Genomic DNA, 17,305 nt, shown 5'->3' on the forward strand with positions numbered 1-17,305 from the left:
TCCCATGACCTCATCCATTGAACGAGCTGCAACAACCGGGGATGCCCCCTCAATCCAGGCCGTTCGCGACCTGAGGGAATCCAGTTGTGGGCCAGTGGCTGGTGCTGCTGATGGGGTGCCGACGGTTACTCAGGACCTCAGTGAAAACATCATTCTCACCAGTCTTGATGATCTGCACAACTGGGCCCGATTGAGCAGTCTCTGGCCACTTCTCTACGGAACAGCGTGCTGTTTCATCGAATTCGCTGCCTTGCTGGGCTCCCGTTTCGATTTCGACCGCTTTGGTCTTGTGCCACGAAGTTCACCTCGCCAGGCAGACCTTTTGCTGGTTGCTGGCACAGTCACCATGAAAATGGCGCCTGCATTGGTGCGTCTGTATGAGCAGATGCCCGAACCCAAATATGTGATTGCCATGGGTGCTTGCACCATCACCGGTGGCATGTTCAGTGCAGACTCGACCACTGCGGTTCGTGGTGTGGACAAGCTGATTCCGGTTGACCTTTATCTTCCCGGCTGTCCGCCAAGGCCTGAGGCGATCTTTGATGCTGTGATCAAGCTGCGCAAAAAAGTAGCCAATGAATCCGTGGCCGATCGCCGTCTGTTGATGCAAACCCATCGCTACTGCACGGTGGAGCATGCGATGACTCCTGTTGAGCCGATCGTCACCGGCGCTTACCTGCGTGCTGAAACACAGGTCGCCGCTCTCAAGCCTGGTGCCGGTTTGCCGATGCCCGCCCTGGAGACTGCCCAACACGAGAGGGGCGAAGCCGAAATGGTCGAAGCCGAGACCGTCACGATCCCCGAAGAGTCATGAGCGCCACCCCTGAGAAGGACACCAAGCCCGAAAAGCTCACCGAAGCTGAGAACAACCCAAAACCTCAGAAGGAGGCCAAGAAGGATGCTCCAGTGGCAACAGGCCCCGAGCCAGGTCCCGTCAGTCAATGGCTGAGTGAGCAAGGCTTTGAACATGTGGTTCTGGATCCTGACCATGTCGGGGTTGAGCAGATCGGTGTTGAGGGATTGTTCCTCCCCGTGATTGCAGCGGCACTCAAGAGCCATGGATTTGATCATCTGCAGTGCCAGGGCGGCTACGACGAAGGGCCCGGCCAGCAACTCGTCAGCTTTTATCACTTCATTGCCATGGCAGAGGTTGCCGACGGTCTTGTGGATCAGTTACGCGAAGTGCGCCTGAAAGTGTTTCTCCCCAGAGAGGGAGAGCCGAGTATTCCCAGTCTTTACGGGCTGTTTCGCGGGGCTGATTGGCAAGAGCGCGAAACATTCGACATGTTTGGAATCACGTTCGAAGGTCACCCCCATCCCAAGCGCTTGCTGATGCCTGAGGACTGGACCGGTTGGCCTTTGCGTAAGGACTATGTGCAGCCTGACTTTTATGAGATGCAGGACGCATATTGATTTCGAAAAAACATTTCGCTTCTTGAGTCCTTGAGATTCGGGCGCGTCGAATCAACTTGCTAACGACGCTTTATCGGTTTTGTGCTTTCTGTAAAAGCGCATCACTCCCAGCGCCAGACTGCGTGGGTCATGACGCAGGGTTGCGGTTGGCCTGCTGCCTTGCAGTGGTGCTTCCATCACGTCGTACCCCTCGGTCTCCAGCTCGCGGCGATTGCAGGTCACCGGCTCAGCGCCGCGTGAGCGGTAATGCTTGATCAGGGGTAAGTCTGCGATGGGCTCTTGAGCGAGCACGGCATCAAAGAGTCGATGGTTGATGCCCAGTGAGGCCAGTTGGGCTTCGATGGCCCTCAGATGTCCGCTCACATCCAGTCCGTCAGTTTCACCGGGCTGCGTCATCAGATTGCAGATGTAGAGCCTGGGTGCACGGCTGCGCTGAATGGCACTCACCAGTTCAGGAACCAGCAGATTGGGCAGCAGTGAGGTGTAGAGGCTTCCTGGGCCCAGCAGAATCAGATCCGCCTGGGCAATGGCTTCCAAAGCTCTCGGCAGTGCTGGGGGGCGTTCCGGCAGGCATCCCAGGCGAACGATCGGGCTTGGTGCCTTTCCGATCGCCGATTCCCCTTCGATGCGGCGACCGTCCTCCAGTTCCGCCCACAGCCGCACATCCACATTGGTGGCGGGTACCACCTGGCCTTGCACAGCCAGCACTCGGCTTGAGGCGGTGATCGCCGTTTCCAGGCTGCCGGTGATGGCGGTGAGCGCCGAAAGGAAAAGATTGCCGAAGCTGTGACCCTCAAGGCCTCCCCCGGCGGAGAAGCGGTACTGAAACAGACGCGTCAGCAGTGGTTCTTCGGTGGATAAGGCGGCCAGACAGTTGCGGATGTCGCCGGGTGGCTGCACGCCCAGCTCTCGCCGCAGCACGCCGCTGCTGCCGCCGTCGTCAGCCACGGTGACGATGGCCGTGATGTGGCTGCTGTAGCGCTTGAGCCCACTCAGGAGCGTGGAAAGTCCGGTGCCGCCGCCGATGGCCACGATGTTCGGGCCACGGTTGAGGCGGCTTTTGGCGCGCAGTGCATCCACCAGAACGGTGTCTTTTTCAGGAGCCAGGGCCTGCTGGATGGAGCCGAAGCTGCGGCTCTGCCCCCAGAGCAGCAGACCGATGCCCACGAGCAGCACCAACGGACCGGTAATCCCCCTGGGCAGGACTCGGGTGATCCAGCTCAATGATTCCTGGATGGCCCAGAGCATCCAGTAGATCGGCTGTAAATCGGCCCAGACGGCAGCGCCGAGCAGCGCCAGCATCAGTCCAATCCCTGAGGTGAGCAGCCAGCGCTTCACCACCAGACCTGGCTGAAGCCAGCGCACCGCTCGGCGGGAGCGCATCATCAGATCACGCTGCCGTGCGGCCTGCATGGCCCGGATGCGTTGACGGCGTCCGCGGTGGCTGGGGCTGGTCAAGTGCAATCCGGGGCCGGGGTCGTCGCTTCCCTTGCGATGAGAGAACTGTACGGAAGTTGTTCTTGATGGCCATCCCCTTCGCTGCAAACAAGGCAAGATGGGCCTCTGACGCGCAAAAGCCCCGTGCCGACCAGGCTGGACCCGACATCTCCAGCAACCCAGACGCCTGTGGTGGAGATGCGTGACCTCACCATGCAGTGGGGGGCCAAGCCGGTGCTGGACAATGTGAAGCTGTCCATGCAGCCGGGTGAGCGTATTGCCGTGGTTGGGCCTTCAGGGGCGGGGAAGTCCACGGTCCTGCGGTTATTGGCTGGTCTGCAGTTGCCCACTGCCGGTGAACTGCGCCTGTTTGGTGAACCGCAGGATTACCTCCGCCTTGATCAGCGCCGTCCGCCGGACGTGCGACTGGTGTTTCAGAACCCTGCATTGCTGGCCTCACTCACTGTTGAAGAAAACGTCGGCTTTCTGTTGATGCGCCTCGGGCGACTGAAAGCTCCCCAGATTCGTGAGCGGGTTCAGCAGTGTCTTGAGGCCGTTGGTCTGAATGATGTGGCTGATAAATATCCCGGCCAGCTCAGTGGCGGCATGCAGAAACGGGTGAGCTTCGCCAGGGCTCTGATTGACGATCCCGACCGCGAAGAGGGTGCGATGCCACTGTTGCTTTATGACGAGCCGACGGCAGGGCTTGATCCGGTTGCCTCAACCCGCATCGAGGATCTGATCGTGAAGACCACCACCGTGGCCCGTGGCTGCTCAGTTGTGGTGAGTCATGTGCAGAGCACAATCGAGCGTTCTGCGGAACGCATCGTGATGCTCTACGGAGGCCGTTTTCAGTGGGACGGCAGTGTCGATGAGTATCGCTCCACCGACAACCCCTACGTCGTTCAGTTCAGGACGGGTAACCTGCGCGGACCGATGCAGCCCTCCGACCAATGAGCCATGCGCCGTAGTGTCCGCGAAGCCTTGGTTGGCTTTTCGATCGTCGGAGCGATCGCAGGATTTGCCGGCACCATGCTGTGGCTCAGAGGAGTGCGTCTCGGGTCGGAGACCTGGACTGTGACTGCAGACTTCGCCAATGCCGGAGGACTGGCGGCCCGCTCACCCGTCACGTTTCGCGGAATCATGGTGGGAACGGTCCGATCCGTCAAAGTGACTCCGATGGCGGTGAAGGCCATGTTGGAGATCCATGCCGACGATCTCAAGCTGCCGTTGCCTGTGAAGGCTTCCGTCTCTTCGTCATCACTTCTGGGGGGCGATTCACAGGTTGAACTGGTCACAACAGGCTCGCCGCTACCAAAAAATGCGCCCACGCCGAAATCAGGCCGTTGTCGCAACAGCGGAATCCTTTGCAATGGTGCAACCGTTCCTGGCGAGTCGGCCGCGAGTCTTTCCACCGTGACAGCCACCCTCGAGCAGCTGCTCAATGAGGCAAAGAAGTCGAACCTGATCCCCGAACTGGTGGAGTCCACCAAGCAGTTCGGGATCACCAGTCAGGACGCTTCAAAGTTCCTGAACACGGCAGATGTGGCGGCTGAAAATGTCGACGAGCTGGTCCACCAGCTACGCGCTGAAGTGGCCAGAGCCAATCCCACCATTGAAAATCTGAACAGGGCTACCGCTGAGGCTGCCGATGCTGCAGCCCATATCAATAATCTGGCAGGCGCGATCGACAACCCTGAAACGGTGAGTGATCTCAAGCAAACGGTGACCAATGCCCGTGATCTCACGGCTCGCATCGATCAGGTCGGTGGTGATATCGAACAGCTCACCGATGATCCCCGTTTCATGAAGAGCCTGCGCAGCGTGATGATCGGACTCGGGACCTTGTTTGAGGAGGTTTATCCCGCGCAGACCGGTACATCGAAGTAGTGCTGCAAAGTCAGGTCACTGCACTGATGGCATCCATGGCTATGGCCGCGATGGCCTGATCGCTGGCTTTCGGCAGCTGAACATATTTGCCCCCTGCGGCTTCGGCCAGGTCTTTGCCCATGCCACTGCCGATGAATTTGCGCTCGGTGTCGATCACCAGCAGCTTGATGCCCAGCATGCGGTAGCGCGTCGCCACATCCAGCACTTCCTGTTTGAGGTCAGGCTTTTGTTCGCCTTCCAATTCCGGCTGGCCCAGGGATGTGCTCAGGGGCACGTTGCCTCGTCCATCGGTAATGGCCACGACCACAACCTGGCCCAGATCGCCTGTGGCCAGGGCATTGGCGCCAACCCTGGCTGCCTGGGTCAGTCCATGGGCCAGTGGTGACCCTCCGCCGCAGGGCATGGATTCCAGGCGCCGGCGCGCAGCGGTGATCGAGCGCGTGGGAGGCAGCAGCACCTCGGCCTGATCGCCGCGGAAGGGGATCAACGCCACTTCGTCGCGGTTTTCGTAGGCCTCGGTGAGTAGCCGGATCACGGCACCTTTGGCGCTCTGCATGCGGTTGAGGGCCATGGAGCCGCTGGCATCCACCAGGAAGATCACCAGGGCTCCGGCCTGGCGCTGCAGCAGCTTTGCGCGCAGATCGGCTTCCTCAACAATCACACTGCGCTCGGGCTGGCGTTCGCGCCTTGCTTTCTGGTACGGCGCCGCTGCCCGCAGCGTGGCATCCACGGCGATGCGTCGCACGGGTCCTCTGGGCAGCATCGGTTTCACGTAGCGGCCGCGGCTGTCGCTGAGCACGACCGAACGACTGCCGCTGCTGCCGCTCTTGCTCTTGGCAGCATTGAACAGCAGCAGGTCGGGATCGATGGACACCGCCTCCGGATCGAGCATGAATTCCTCGGGGACCGAGGGCGGTGCCTCGTCCTGGTCCGACTCGTCATCGTCGCTGTTGTCGTCTTCGCGGCTGTCGTCTTCTTCGTTGTCGTTGGAGTCCTGCTCGGGCGGGTCGTTCTGATCTTGATCAGAGCCTTCCGGCGGCGGTGGTTGGTTCTCCGGGTTCTGCTCGCCTGCCTCCGGTGGTGGTGGGTTCTGGTCTTGAGGGGGTTCCGGCGGCGGTGGTGGCTCCATCTGCTGATCCGGCGGCGGCAGTTGTGACGCACGTGGTGCGATCACGAGGGCCACAGCCACCTGCAGGTCTTCCGCTTCGACCTGTTCACGACCGCTGAGGGCTGCATGAGCCCTGGCGACGCGCACGGCGTAGAGCTCGGATCGGTGCCCCTCCACGCCTCCGCGGATCGCTTCGGTGACGAGGTACTCGATCTGCTCACCACTGATGCGCACGTCCGGCAGCCACTGACGGGCCAGCAGCAGCTGGGTTGCCAGGGCATCAGTCTCCTCTTTCCAGCGCTCGGCAAAGCTGCGGCTGCATTGGCCGTGGCTCAACACCGCATTGGTGATTTCCACGCGCTCCTCCGTGCTCACAAGCTGATTGGCTGAGAGGGCGATCGCAAAGCGGTCGAGCAGGTGGTCGCGGACGTTGCCCTCCTCGGGGTTGTAGGTGGCGATCAGCAGCGGCCTGCAGGGGTGGCTGAGGCTGAGGCCTTCCCGCTCCACCTGGTTTTCACCGGTTCCCACCGCTGCCAGCAACAGATTGATGATGCCGTCATCGAGCAGGTTGAGCTCATCGACGTACAGCACTCCCCGGTGAGCTTCTGCCAGCAACCCCGGCTGGAACACAGGGCTGCCGCTGGCCAAGGATGCGGCCACGTCCACGGCACCGACCAGTCGGTCTTCGGTGATGCCAAGGGGCACCTGCACAAAGGGAGCGGGAATCACCTTGGAGGGTGGATCCTGGCTCAGCCGCTCGCGCCAGCTGGCATCCCATTCCTCGGGCCTGGTTGGGTCGAGGTTGAGCCCCGGTCCGGCAGGGAGATCCGCGCTCTCCTGATCCAGCACCTCGATCGGTGGCAGCAGGGCATGCAGGCCTCTTGCCAGAACCGACTTGCCGGTGCCTCTGCCCCCGGCGATGATCACGCCTCCCAGAGCGGGGTCCACCGCTGCCAGCATCAGCGACAGTTTCAGCGTTCCATGGCCTGTGATGGCTGCCAAAGGGAAGGCACGGCTTGCCTGTTCCTGAGCAGCTGTGCTGGCCATACCGCTGGCGACCCCTCCACCTGAAACCATGAATGTTTGCCGGCCCTGCGCGTGAGCCCCAGTCTCGCTGATCAGGCTCATTCGCTTGCTATCGCCCTTGGGGCGAACCTGCCAAGTTGCGCGGGTGAGCCTCGTCAGACTCTGATCATGGTGCGTCCTCAACTGGAGCAGCTTGTGATCCACTGGGCCAGGGCTGTTGCCGGAGAGCTGCGCTGCTCCTGGTCGCCACTGTTTGAGACGGCTGCAGTGGGCGGGCCTTCAGGGCAGCCGATGTACTGCAATGCCGTGGTGCTGTTCGAAGGAGTGCAGCGCGCCGCCGCCGAGGCTGCGGCGTTGGAGTTGCTCACGCAGCTGCATCAGCTTGAGCGGCGTTTCGGTCGTAATCGAAACAAGGAGCTGCAATGGGGTCCTCGCAGCCTCGATCTGGACCTGCTCTTCTGGGGGGAATGGCGACTGGACCATCCGCGCCTGGTCTTGCCTCACCCACGGCTGCACCTGCGCCAATTTGTGCTTGAGCCCTTGCTGGCAGCCATGCAGCGATCAGTCGACTGGCGTCCTTGAATCAGACCTTCAACTCTGAAGAGGGCAGTTCGATCACCACGTCCGCCTGCTTAAGCAGATCCCGATCGTGACTGCTGAACAAAACCAGTCGCTCCCTGGACCGTTCAAGAATCACCTCCCGAACCCGCTGGCTGGCGGTGGCATCAAGAAATGCCGTGGGCTCATCCAGAACTTCCACCGGTCGGCTCCGAAGCCAGGCTCTTAACAACCCGAGGCGATGGATCTCACCGCCGGAGAAGGGTGTCTGGGCAAGTGACATGGGGGTATCCAGGCCGTCCTGTCTGTCCAATAGGTGCTCCAGTCCCAGGCGATGCAGCCATTCCTTAATGGTTTGGTCGGCAAGATCAGCGCCAAGCAGCAGGTTGTCGCGCAGGCTGGCTTCAAACAGAGCGGCATGTTGTGGTGCGCAGGCCATCAGTCCACGCAACTGCTGAGCAGCGGCCAGCCCGTTCAGCTGAAAAGTTGTGTTTTGGCCGTGGATTGTCCAGAAGCTGTTCTCTTCATCATGCAGTCCGCTGATGCGATCCAGAAGCTTGGTCTTGCCGCAGCCTGAAGCCCCAGTGATCGCGACCAGTCGGTTGGGTTGAAGGCTGATGGATGTCGGCGCAGCTGCGCCAGGATCTGTGCTTTGCCAGTGAAGTCGGCTCCAGTGTTCCAGTCCGAGTCTTTGCAGAGAGCGTTCGCTGAGTGCTGTCCCAAATGTCAGTAAGGGGTCAGCCCGCAGTTGTTGGCGGCGCTCACGCAGCGCCTCGTATCCAGGCAGGCTGCCGAGGCACAGGCGTCGGGCCTGCACCACAGCGCTCAGGGATGTACCGGCTCGGTAGGCCAGCACCAACGTTGTGGCCAGCACCTCAGCCGTGAGTGCTTCCCCCTGGATCAGCATCCAGACGCCAGCAATGGCCACCACCAGCGTGTCGCGCCAGGCGTTGTAGCCCGCGCGTCTGCGCACCCGTTCCCTGAGCAGCCAGCGGCCTTTGGCGGTCTCCCGTGCAAAGCGATTCAGCAGCCAGACTTCAGCGGCAGCGGCACGCAAGGCATTGAGTCCATGCAGGCCATCCCCCACTGTTCGCTGCAGGGCTGCATTCAGGCGGCTCTGGATCCGGCCCAGTCCCCAACTGCCGGATCGCTTGAGCAGGGCTGCGCTCGCAGTGGCCGCCAGCGCCAGCAGCAGCGGCCAGGCTGCAGTGCGCCCCACCACCAGCACGCTGATGAGGTAAACCAGCATCGCCAGCAGCGCCTGAACCATGAGCAAGGCCTGATCCAGGCTCATGGCCGAGCGAGTGATGTCGGCCATCAGCAGTGCCAGCAGATCACCACGGCCGAGTTGATCCAGTTGCCGGGATGAGGCGGAGAACACCTCATGCAGCAACTGTTGCCGAAGCCGGTCGGTGAAGCCTGAGCGCAGCCATTCCCTGCTGACAGCCACTCGAGCCTGGATCAGACCTCGAGCAAGGATGAGGCCCACCAGCAGCACCAGGCTGGACGACAGTGGCAGCTCTCTCAGCCAAGTCGGTGATGTAGCGAAATCTGTTCCCGAGCTCAGCAAAAGGCTCACGGCCAACCCAAGTCCGGCGATGTCCAGCAGGCTGCTGACCACGCTCAGCAAGGTCTGCAGGCTGAGTTGTCGCCAGCCCGCCTCCCGCGCCAAGGCCTTCAGGAGCTGCAGCTGCTGCCGCCGGGGGAGCACTTTGGGTGGCGAAGACTTCAAGGCTTGACCGGTGAGCGCGATGCCGAAAGAAGGGACAGTCCTCCGTCGATCCTGACGCTCACCCGCCATGCTGGTGCCGATTGTCCTGAGAAGCCATGGCCCCGCTGCCGGCTCCAGAGCCCTATGAGCTGCTGGAGACCATCGATGCCCTGGATGCGCGCAAGGTGCGCTTCGAGCGCAACCGCATCAGGTTGCCGATGGGGGTGGAGGGCAGCTTCGGGATCATCAAGCATCCGGGAGCTGCCCTGGCAGTACCGATCACCAATGAGGGACAGGTGGTGGTGCTGCGTCAGTACCGCTTTGCTGTTCAGGCCAGGCTGCTGGAGTTCCCGGCCGGCACGCTTGAGGAAGGCGAAGATCCCCTGGAATCGATGAAGCGTGAGCTGGGTGAAGAGGCGGGCTACAGCGCCGCCCGCTGGGATGCACTCGGCCCAATGCTGCCTTGTCCTGGGTATTCCGATGAGGTGATCCATTGTTTCCTAGCCAGGGATCTCGCAGAGCTGGACAATCCCCCGGCAGGTGACGACGACGAGGATCTGGAGGTTCTGCAGATGAGTCCCGCCGAACTGGATGCTCGCCTGAGCTCCGGCGAAGAGTGGCTGGATGGCAAAAGCGTGACCGCCTGGTATCGGGCCAAACAGCTGCTCGGTTTCTGAATGTTCGATCCAAGATGAGCAACCCTCGCACGCTGTTCTGGCACCGCCGCGATCTGCGCCTGACGGACAACTCAGGTCTTCAGGCGGCCGTAGCACTCGGCCCGGCTGTGACCGGTGTTTATGTGCTTGATCCGGCTCTGATCACTCCGCCACCCCAGCTGCCGCCGATGGCGCCGGCCCGCTTGTGGTTTCTGGTGGAGAGCCTGGTCGAACTGCAACAGCGCTGGCGTCAGGCTGGTAGTCGCCTGTTGGTGCTGGCTGGCGATCCAGTCCTGCTGCTGCCCCAGCTGGCGGCTCTTCTGGACGCGCCCACCGTGGTTTGGAGTCGCGATGTGGAGCCCTATGCCCGTGAGCGTGACCGTCGGGTGGCCAAGGCTCTGCAGACCGACGGGCGCAAGCTGCTTGTGGACTGGGACCAGCTGCTGGTGGCGCCGGAGTTACTGAAAACCGGTGGAGGTGATCCCTATCGGGTGTATGGACCTTTCCTGCGCAACTGGCGTGGTCAGGTCGAACGGCTCGCCCCACGCACCGCAGAAGCTCCGCAAGGCCTGCAGGATCTGACCCAGTCCCAGCTCCAGCAGATCAACGCCACCGAGGGAGATTTTGCTCGCCTCTGTTCCCAGGGTCAGGCCGAGCTTGAGCGATTGCGCAGCAGTCATGGATTTGCCGGTACGGACCTGTGTCCTTGCAGGCCGGGAGAAGCTGCGGCGGTGGATCAGTTGGCGACCTTCGCTGATGGGCCCCTGCTTGGCTACGAGCCTGATCGTAATTTCCCCGGTCAGCAGGGGACCTCTTCGTTGAGTGCGGCTTTGAGTGTCGGCACGATCAGTCCCAGGCAGGCCTGGTGTGCTGCCCAGAGCGCCAAGCAGATGGTGCGCAGTGATGAACAGCAGCATGCGATCACGGTGTGGGAGCAGGAGCTGGGCTGGCGTGAGTTTTATCAGCAGGCGTTGTTCCATTTCCCCGAACTGGCTGATGGCCCTTACCGCGAGCAATGGCGACGCTTCCCCTGGGAGAACAACGAAGACTGGTTTTCCTTCTGGAGAGAGGGCCAAACAGGGATGCCGATCATCGATGCAGCGATGCGCCAGCTCAATCAGAGCGGTTGGATGCACAACCGCTGTCGCATGATCGTCGCCTCGTTTCTGGTCAAAGACCTGATCTGCGACTGGCGCTGGGGCGAACGGGCCTTCATGGAGCTGGAGGTTGATGGCGATCTTGCGGCCAACAATGGCGGCTGGCAGTGGAGTGCCAGCAGCGGTATGGATCCCAAGCCCCTGCGGATTTTCAATCCCGCGACTCAGGCCTCAAAGTTCGACGCCGAGGGTGATTACATCCGTTACTGGTTACCTGAGCTGCGCCATGTGAACACCAAGGATCTGCTCAGCGGCGAGATTGGCGCGCTGGAGCGACGCGGATATCCAGAGCTTTTGATCGATCACAAGAAACAACAGGCCCACTTCAAGGGTCTCTACGCCACGATCCGATCCTGAGCTCAGGCCGCCACAGTGCAGGTCTGTGAATCCAATGAGGCGTTCTGGATCAGCAGCGAACGCAGCACGGAAATCACCTGTTCCTGCTGTTCGCTGGAGAGCTCCGGGAAGATCGGCAAACTCAGCACTTCGCTGCAGAGCTGCTCGGTCACTGGTAGACGGGTGTCTTGTTGCTGATCGGCGTAAGCCGGTTGGCAGTGAATGGGAATGGGGTAGTAGATGATCGTGTTCACTCCACGCTCCTGCAGGCTCTGTTTCAGCCAGTCGCGGCAATGACTGCTGGGTAGCCCGAACTCACTGGGGCGATGACTGCCACTGGAGGAGATGTCAGTGGGGCAGACCGTGACACGCACCACAAACTGATTCCAGCCGTGACCATCACCTGTCGAGGCATCAGGGAGTAGCAGGCCTGGCACATCTTGCAGACCCTCGCGGTAGCGCTGGGCGATCTCCCGGCGGCGCTCCACCCATTGGTGCAGCCGGGGCAGTTTCACGTTGAGCACTGCGGCTTGCATCGCATCAAGCCGGCTGTTGTATCCGAGCTCTGTGTGCAGGTAACGGCGGGGCATGCCGTGCACGGCCAGTTCGCGCATGCGTTGAGCAACAGCTGCGTCGTGGCAGGTCACTGCGCCAGCATCACCGGCCGCTCCCAGGTTTTTGGTGGGGAAAAAGCTGAAGCAGCCCGTATCCCCCCAGCTGCCGACTGGTCGCCCGTTCCAGCTCGCACCTGTTGCCTGAGCACAGTCTTCAACAACGCAAAGGTTGTGATCTTTGGCGATCGCCATCAACCGCGTCATGTCCACGGGGCGACCGAACAGATGCACCGGGATCAGGGCTTTGGTCGCGGGAGTGATCGCAGCAGTGATCTGATCGAGATCGATCAGGTAGGTGAGTGGATCCACATCCACGAAAACGGGGGTGGCACCCACAGCGCTGATGGCTTCTGCTGTGGCAAAGAAGCTGAAGGAGGCTGTGATCACCTCATCACCGGTCCCGATGCCGAGGGCTCTCAACGCCAGGATCAGGGCATCGGTGCCGCTGTTGCAACCAACGGCGTGGGCCGTGCCGACCACCGCTGCGAAGCGAGTTTCAAAGGTTTTGATTTCGCTGCCGCCGATGTACTGCCCGCTGCGCAACACACGCAGCGCGGCTTCATCGAGTTCCGGCCCCAGGTCGGCGAGCTGCTGACTGAGGCTGAAGGGAGGAACCTGCATGGGGGGCACCTTAAGCCGGTGCCCTGAACCACGGTGGCTCTTGTCCGGGATGCCACTTGATATTGCAGCCCACGGAAGGGTGCTGTTCTCCGTTGACAGGTTGACCGTTGAGGACCGCATCCAGTGCCCTGCGCAGATCGCGACCATCCGCTGGCACATCGTTGCCTGGGCGGCTGCCGTCGAGCTGGCCGCGATAGCGCAGGGTCTGAAGGCCTGCATCATCGGGGCTGAACAGATAGAACTCCGGCGTGCAGGCACCCTTGAGGGCTTTGGCCAGGTTCTGCTGCTCATCCAGGAGATAGGGGAAACTCCACTGCCGCCGCTTGGCCTGATGGCGCAGGCCCTCGGGACCATCCTGTGGATGGGTGGTGAGGCTGTTGCTGGAAACGGCCAGCAGGGTCACGGCTGGGCCGTAGTGCTCTGCGAGCCTGCTCAGCTCGGGTTCCACATGCTTCACAAATGGGCAGTGCGCACAGATCAGCATCACCAGCAGCGGTTGTCTCGGTAGCTCGCTTTTGCTGAGAGTTGCTGCGGCAGCGGCATCCCTCAAGCTTCCGCTCACCACGGGCAACTTGAAGTCAGGTAACGCTTCGCCAAGGGGCAGCATGGTTGAGGGAGTGAGAGCCATGGCGAACGAGCAACAAATGGTGCACCGTTGTTCATCCTGGTTCAGACTCCGGCCCTCCGGTGCAGAGAACGCGTGCTCAGGCGTGCCCAGGCAGGTCGGATCTCAGTCATAACTGTTGTTCTGGTGCTGGCGGCCTGTTCGGCAGCGCAGGAACCCAGTTGGAAAGTGTTCCCGCTGCAGCGGCGGATGCCCCATGACGGGCTCGCTGTGGTGAGTCAGCCCGATGGCTACGGTCTCCACCTCTTCCTGGAAACCAACACGGACGATGCAGCGGAGTGCGCGCCACGTTGGTTCCCCGATGCTGCACGTCTCTTCAACGGCAACGGCTCAGCACCCTTCAGTGCAGGCCTCGCACCGCGTGAGGAATTCTTCGCTGTCGTCCGTCGCAGCGATGTTCTCCAGGCTTTGCAGGCGCAGTTGAAGGCTCTTTGCCAGCAGCGGGCTCCCCAGGCTCGCTGGCGTTGGACTCCCCCGCCAACCGATGCGTCGGAGCTGATGCCTGTCCAGCTGCCGGCTTATGAGCAGCGGGATCTGCTATCAGATCCCGCTGAAGAGAAGCGGCTTGAAAACCAGTTGCTCGATGAAGCTCAGAAGCGTTCCCAGACCACCGGTTCGGCATCGCGCCAGTAGCGACTGAAGCGTCCCAGTCGCGGGGGCCGCGGCATGTCCACGAATGGTTCCGGCTCCAGCAGTTCCAGCGGGCAGTGCGATTCGATCGAGGCCGCGATGCGTTCCAGGCGGGGATCGACGGGCACGCTGCTCAGGACGCCATCGGCATGGTGATGTTCAGCGAAGGCGATCACTTCCTTGTCCACATCACCCTTGCGCAGCGTGATGGGTAGATCCAGGGCGCTTTCGTAGAGGAAGCCGAGTCGTTTGCGGCTGATGCAGGCTTCTCGGATCCATCGGGTGTCAAAGACAAAAATGGCGGGGTGATCCGGCCGCTCAAGCAGCGCTGGGTTGTTGGAGCCGAGTGCTTCCTCGTGCACCCAGATCACTGGTCGTTGAAGAGTCATGGCTTATCGCTTTGGTCGGGCCATGGCCGCATGACCGTTTCCGTTCAGGCTCTGTTTTCGGCCTGAGCGTTGCCGGTGGTTGCGGTTGCGTCTGGGGGGAACGTCTCGAATGGCGCCCTGGTTGGCGAAAAGCTGATCTTCCAGTTGCTCATAACTGCCCTCGAAGGGGCAGTGCTCGCTGCTGGAGCAGGTCCTGCAGAACTGCCCATCACTGAACCGCTCCAGGTTGGCTTTGTTGAAGAAATAGGGCTTGTGGCTGAAGCTGCTGGCCACCCACTGCCAACTCAGATGGTTGCTGGAGGGGTCTCCGTCCAGCAGATGCTCCAGAAACCAGTCCGCGCCGGCCTTCCAGTGCACCTTGCGCCAATGCACCACGTAAGCAGCCAGCCACATGCGGGCGTGGTTGTGCAGCCAGCCACGGGTGATGAGCTCGCTCTGGAATCCGTCCATGCAGGCCAGACCTGTTGTTCCCTGGCGGATGTCATCAGGGAGCTCCCTGGCGTAGGAGGCGGGATCGTGCCCTGTTTTCAGCTCTTCCTGGCTGTCGTGGATGCCATCACCAAGATCCCGCCACATCCGCTGCCAGAAGTCGCGCCATCCCAGCTCATTGATCAGCTTGCTTCCCTCATCCCGGCTGCGAATGCGCTGGAACACGGCATCCCTCACCTCGGCGAGGCTGAGCACACCGTGGCGGATGTAAGGCGATAAACCCGTGACCGCACCTCTGAGGTGATTGCGACTTTTGGTGTAGCGCCGTGGGTCGATACGACTCAGCGTTTGTTCCGCAGCGTCTCGGCCTCCGCGCAGTGGGCTGAGCGCTCCGTCCGCCTCCGGGAACTCCTCTTCCAGCAGGCGTTCGAGCGCACCGCGGTCCGGGAGATCCCTGGGAAGGTCTCCAGGCCGTTCAGACCATGACAGCGATGTTGGGCTGGGTTGCGGGGGCACCGAAACAATGGATTTTCTGAGTGTCATCCTGTCGATCCAGGGGCTCAAACGCGACCGCTGCTGGGAGTTCGGGCCGGGGATGGTGGAGAATCCCCCAACAGTTCAGCCAAGACCGGTCCGATGCTTCTCGATCTCACGGGCAAGAAGATCCTCGTCACCGGCATCGCCAACAATCGATCGATTGCCTGGGGCATCGCCCAGCAGCTCAAAGCGGCGGGTGCTGAATTGGGCATCACCTATCTCCCTGACGAGAAAGGTCGTTTTGAGACCAAGGTTCGTGAGCTCACCGCTCCACTTGAACCCTCGTTGTTCCTGCCTCTGAATGTTCAGGATGCCGTTCAAATGGAAACGGTCTTCGCAGAGATCAAGCAGAAGTGGGGCGTGCTGGATGGATTGGTGCATTGCCTTGCTTTCGCGGGCAAGGAGGAACTGATCGGTGATTACAGCGCCACAACCTTTGAGGGTTTTGCCCGAGCTCTCGAGATCAGTGCTTATTCCCTGGCTCCCCTGTGTCGTCATGCCAAGCCGTTGTTCAGTGAGAAAGCCGGGGTGGTCACGCTCACTTACCTGGGCGCTGAACGCGCGATTCCCAACTACAACGTGATGGGTGTGGCCAAGGCCGCTCTGGAAGCGTCCGTTCGCTATCTCTCCGCCGAGCTCGGTCCCGACAAGCAGGTTCGCGTGAATGCCATCAGTGCAGGCCCGATCCGCACGCTGGCGAGCTCGGCCATTGGTGGCATCCTCGACATGATTCACAACGTGGAGGAAAAGGCACCGCTGCGCCGCACCGTCACCCAGACGGAAGTGGGCAACACTGCTGCATTCCTGCTCAGTGAGCTGTCCAGTGGTATTTCCGGCCAAACCATCTATGTGGATGCGGGGTATTGCATCAATGGCATGTGATTCAGCTGTGCTGTGAGATTGGGTCCGACGAATTCAGGGCTGGGTTGTTGAAGGCAACATCACTGATCTGAGCAGACTTCTGACGAACTGCTCGGCGGTGCGATCGACTCCCCCGAGCATCTTGTCCATTTCCTTGAAGCTTCTTTGCCACTCAACCCGCCGACTTTCAAGGTTGTTCTCATAGGTGCGTGTGATCGTTTCAACAGTGCAGCCGGTTTGAAATCCTTTGCTCAGGATCTGGCCGGCCAGCTCTCCGCTGTGAATGGCGCGGTCGATCCCATGCCCGATCATGGGGTCGACCAGTGAGGCTGCATCACCCGTGAGCAAAATCCCCGACGGGGATTGGGGCAGGGGATCGTCGGTTAAAACCGGAATTCCCCAGGTTCTGATGGCGTCACCTCTGGGAGCATGTTGACGGGTGAGCGCCAGGAGATCGCGACCGCTGAGTGGTGGAATCTCGCGGTGATGACACCAGTAGATGCCAGCGTTGGTTCCGCCATTCACTGAAAACCGCCAGGCGTAGGAGGGGTTGCGAGGCCACTGATAATCCATCAGTGAAACGTCCGGAGTGTCAACTTCGTCGCGCCTAGAATATCTTCGGCTCGCCAATGCAATCGGTCGCGCAGCGTGTTGTTCACGCGTCAGGTTCTGCACAACTGAGGAAACCCCATCACACCCCACCACCACCTCGGCGGTGATTTCGAATTTCCCTTGCACCTGACCCTTGCGGCTGCGAATTGTGCCTGCGACGCACCAGGGATCAGAGGCTGAGTGACGGTGGAGCGATTGCACCTGCCAACCGAATTCCATGGGCAATCCAGCTCTCGCGCAGCACTCAACCAGCCAGTTGTCGAGGTCGATGCGGCGAATGCTGTGAAAGGACGCTTCCCTCGTGCGCAGGCCAGTGCCCTGAAGTGAGTAGCCACTCGCTTCAGCGAGGGTGGGCGTCAGCTCCGCATAGCTGGGTTTGCGTGTCTCGCTGACAGATCTCTGGATGATCGTGGTTGGGATGTTGTTCTCTCTCAGGAAACGGAGCGCATCGCCTGTCAGGGCATCACCGCAGATCTTGTCTCTCGGGAAGTGGGCACGATCAATCGCCAGCACTTCAAGACCACTTTTCGCTAGCCCCATTCCGCAGGCTGTGCCTGCGGGGCCGAGACCCACAATCAGAACCTGAACCCTTCGTTGGACTGGCGCACTGCTCTTCTTTACGTCGGTGTCAAGGTCGGGGAATTGCATGGTTGTGGTTTCTGATTGCTTGCTCGTGCGGCACGATGAAGTCACTG

17 protein-coding genes are annotated in these 17,305 nt (G+C 61.1%); 9 read left to right on the top strand and 8 right to left on the bottom strand.

The window, feature by feature from the left end; all coding sequences use genetic code 11:
• Positions 1-4 precede the first annotated feature (4 nt).
• Both nuoB and SynBIOSE41_RS01420 read left to right on the top strand, forming a co-directional pair.
• Entirely contained in the window at positions 5-814 is an 810-nt protein-coding gene (nuoB, locus tag SynBIOSE41_RS01415; protein WP_186539367.1) for an NADH-quinone oxidoreductase subunit NuoB, read from the top strand.
• A complete protein-coding gene (locus SynBIOSE41_RS01420) occupies positions 811-1,413 on the top strand; it encodes an NAD(P)H-quinone oxidoreductase subunit J (protein WP_186539368.1) in 603 nt (200 codons plus the stop codon). Before nuoB ends, SynBIOSE41_RS01420 begins: the two co-directional genes overlap by 4 nt.
• 51 nt (positions 1,414-1,464) lie before the next feature.
• Here SynBIOSE41_RS01420 and yvcK read toward each other — a convergent pair whose 3' ends face one another.
• Positions 1,465-2,826 (bottom strand): gluconeogenesis factor YvcK family protein, encoded by a 1,362-nt coding sequence (gene yvcK, locus SynBIOSE41_RS01425; RefSeq protein ID WP_186540667.1) that lies wholly within the window; start codon positions 2,824-2,826, stop codon positions 1,465-1,467.
• Between the two features lie 237 nt (positions 2,827-3,063).
• Between yvcK and SynBIOSE41_RS01430 the strand changes: the two genes are divergently transcribed.
• The gene (locus tag SynBIOSE41_RS01430) at positions 3,064-3,807 is read left to right on the top strand and encodes an ABC transporter ATP-binding protein (RefSeq protein ID WP_067326495.1); all 744 of its coding nucleotides are present in this window, start codon (positions 3,064-3,066) and stop codon (positions 3,805-3,807) included.
• 3 nt (positions 3,808-3,810) lie between these two features.
• Entirely contained in the window at positions 3,811-4,740 is a 930-nt protein-coding gene (locus SynBIOSE41_RS01435) for an MlaD family protein (protein ID WP_186539369.1), read from the top strand.
• A gap of 10 nt (positions 4,741-4,750) precedes the next feature.
• Here the strand turns inward: SynBIOSE41_RS01435 and SynBIOSE41_RS01440 are convergent, their stop codons facing one another.
• Positions 4,751-6,925 carry a putative cobaltochelatase gene (locus SynBIOSE41_RS01440; RefSeq protein WP_186539370.1) on the bottom strand — a complete coding sequence of 725 codons (2,175 nt, stop codon included), beginning with the start codon at positions 6,923-6,925 and terminating at the stop codon, positions 4,751-4,753.
• 21 nt (positions 6,926-6,946) lie between these two features.
• Between SynBIOSE41_RS01440 and folK the strand changes: the two genes are divergently transcribed.
• Positions 6,947-7,456, top strand: a complete 510-nt coding sequence (gene folK, locus SynBIOSE41_RS01445) for a 2-amino-4-hydroxy-6-hydroxymethyldihydropteridine diphosphokinase (RefSeq protein WP_186539371.1) — start codon at positions 6,947-6,949, stop codon at positions 7,454-7,456.
• Between the two features lies 1 nt (position 7,457).
• Here folK and SynBIOSE41_RS01450 read toward each other — a convergent pair whose 3' ends face one another.
• A complete protein-coding gene (locus SynBIOSE41_RS01450; RefSeq protein ID WP_186539372.1) occupies positions 7,458-9,233 on the bottom strand; it encodes an ABC transporter ATP-binding protein in 1,776 nt (591 codons plus the stop codon).
• A gap of 26 nt (positions 9,234-9,259) precedes the next feature.
• On the opposite strand from SynBIOSE41_RS01450, the gene SynBIOSE41_RS01455 reads away from it, so the two are divergent.
• Both SynBIOSE41_RS01455 and SynBIOSE41_RS01460 read left to right on the top strand, forming a co-directional pair.
• The gene (locus SynBIOSE41_RS01455) at positions 9,260-9,820 is read left to right on the top strand and encodes an NUDIX hydrolase (protein WP_186539373.1); all 561 of its coding nucleotides are present in this window, start codon (positions 9,260-9,262) and stop codon (positions 9,818-9,820) included.
• A 14-nt stretch (positions 9,821-9,834) separates the two neighbouring features.
• Positions 9,835-11,313 (top strand): FAD-binding domain-containing protein, encoded by a 1,479-nt coding sequence (locus tag SynBIOSE41_RS01460; RefSeq protein ID WP_186539374.1) that lies wholly within the window; start codon positions 9,835-9,837, stop codon positions 11,311-11,313.
• 2 nt (positions 11,314-11,315) lie between these two features.
• On the opposite strand, the gene SynBIOSE41_RS01465 is transcribed toward SynBIOSE41_RS01460, so the two are convergent.
• Positions 11,316-12,527: a DegT/DnrJ/EryC1/StrS aminotransferase family protein gene (locus SynBIOSE41_RS01465; protein WP_186539375.1), complete on the bottom strand. Its 1,212-nt coding sequence runs from the start codon at positions 12,525-12,527 to the stop codon at positions 11,316-11,318.
• Positions 12,528-12,537: 10 nt separating this feature from the next.
• Positions 12,538-13,155 (bottom strand): thioredoxin family protein, encoded by a 618-nt coding sequence (locus tag SynBIOSE41_RS01470; protein WP_186539376.1) that lies wholly within the window; start codon positions 13,153-13,155, stop codon positions 12,538-12,540.
• Positions 13,156-13,254: 99 nt separating this feature from the next.
• Here SynBIOSE41_RS01470 and SynBIOSE41_RS01475 point away from each other — a divergent pair, with 99 nt between their 5' ends.
• On the top strand, positions 13,255-13,785 hold the full coding sequence (locus SynBIOSE41_RS01475; RefSeq protein ID WP_186540669.1) for a hypothetical protein: 531 nt from the start codon (positions 13,255-13,257) through the stop codon (positions 13,783-13,785).
• Here the strand turns inward: SynBIOSE41_RS01475 and SynBIOSE41_RS01480 are convergent.
• Positions 13,743-14,171 (bottom strand): hypothetical protein, encoded by a 429-nt coding sequence (locus SynBIOSE41_RS01480; RefSeq protein WP_186539377.1) that lies wholly within the window; start codon positions 14,169-14,171, stop codon positions 13,743-13,745. The two genes, SynBIOSE41_RS01475 and SynBIOSE41_RS01480, sit on opposite strands and share 43 nt — an antisense overlap.
• Positions 14,172-14,174: 3 nt before the next feature.
• Positions 14,175-15,116: an FAD-binding domain-containing protein gene (locus tag SynBIOSE41_RS01485; protein WP_370594166.1), complete on the bottom strand. Its 942-nt coding sequence runs from the start codon at positions 15,114-15,116 to the stop codon at positions 14,175-14,177.
• A 120-nt stretch (positions 15,117-15,236) separates the two neighbouring features.
• Here SynBIOSE41_RS01485 and fabI point away from each other — a divergent pair, with 120 nt between their 5' ends.
• The gene (gene fabI, locus SynBIOSE41_RS01490) at positions 15,237-16,019 is read left to right on the top strand and encodes an enoyl-ACP reductase FabI (RefSeq protein WP_186539379.1); all 783 of its coding nucleotides are present in this window, start codon (positions 15,237-15,239) and stop codon (positions 16,017-16,019) included.
• 33 nt (positions 16,020-16,052) lie between these two features.
• Here the strand turns inward: fabI and SynBIOSE41_RS01495 are convergent, their stop codons facing one another.
• Entirely contained in the window at positions 16,053-17,258 is a 1,206-nt protein-coding gene (locus SynBIOSE41_RS01495; RefSeq protein WP_186539380.1) for an NAD(P)/FAD-dependent oxidoreductase, read from the bottom strand.
• Positions 17,259-17,305 lie beyond the last annotated feature (47 nt).

The organism is Synechococcus sp. BIOS-E4-1 (assembly GCF_014279995.1).
Taxonomy (GTDB): domain Bacteria; phylum Cyanobacteriota; class Cyanobacteriia; order PCC-6307; family Cyanobiaceae; genus Synechococcus_C.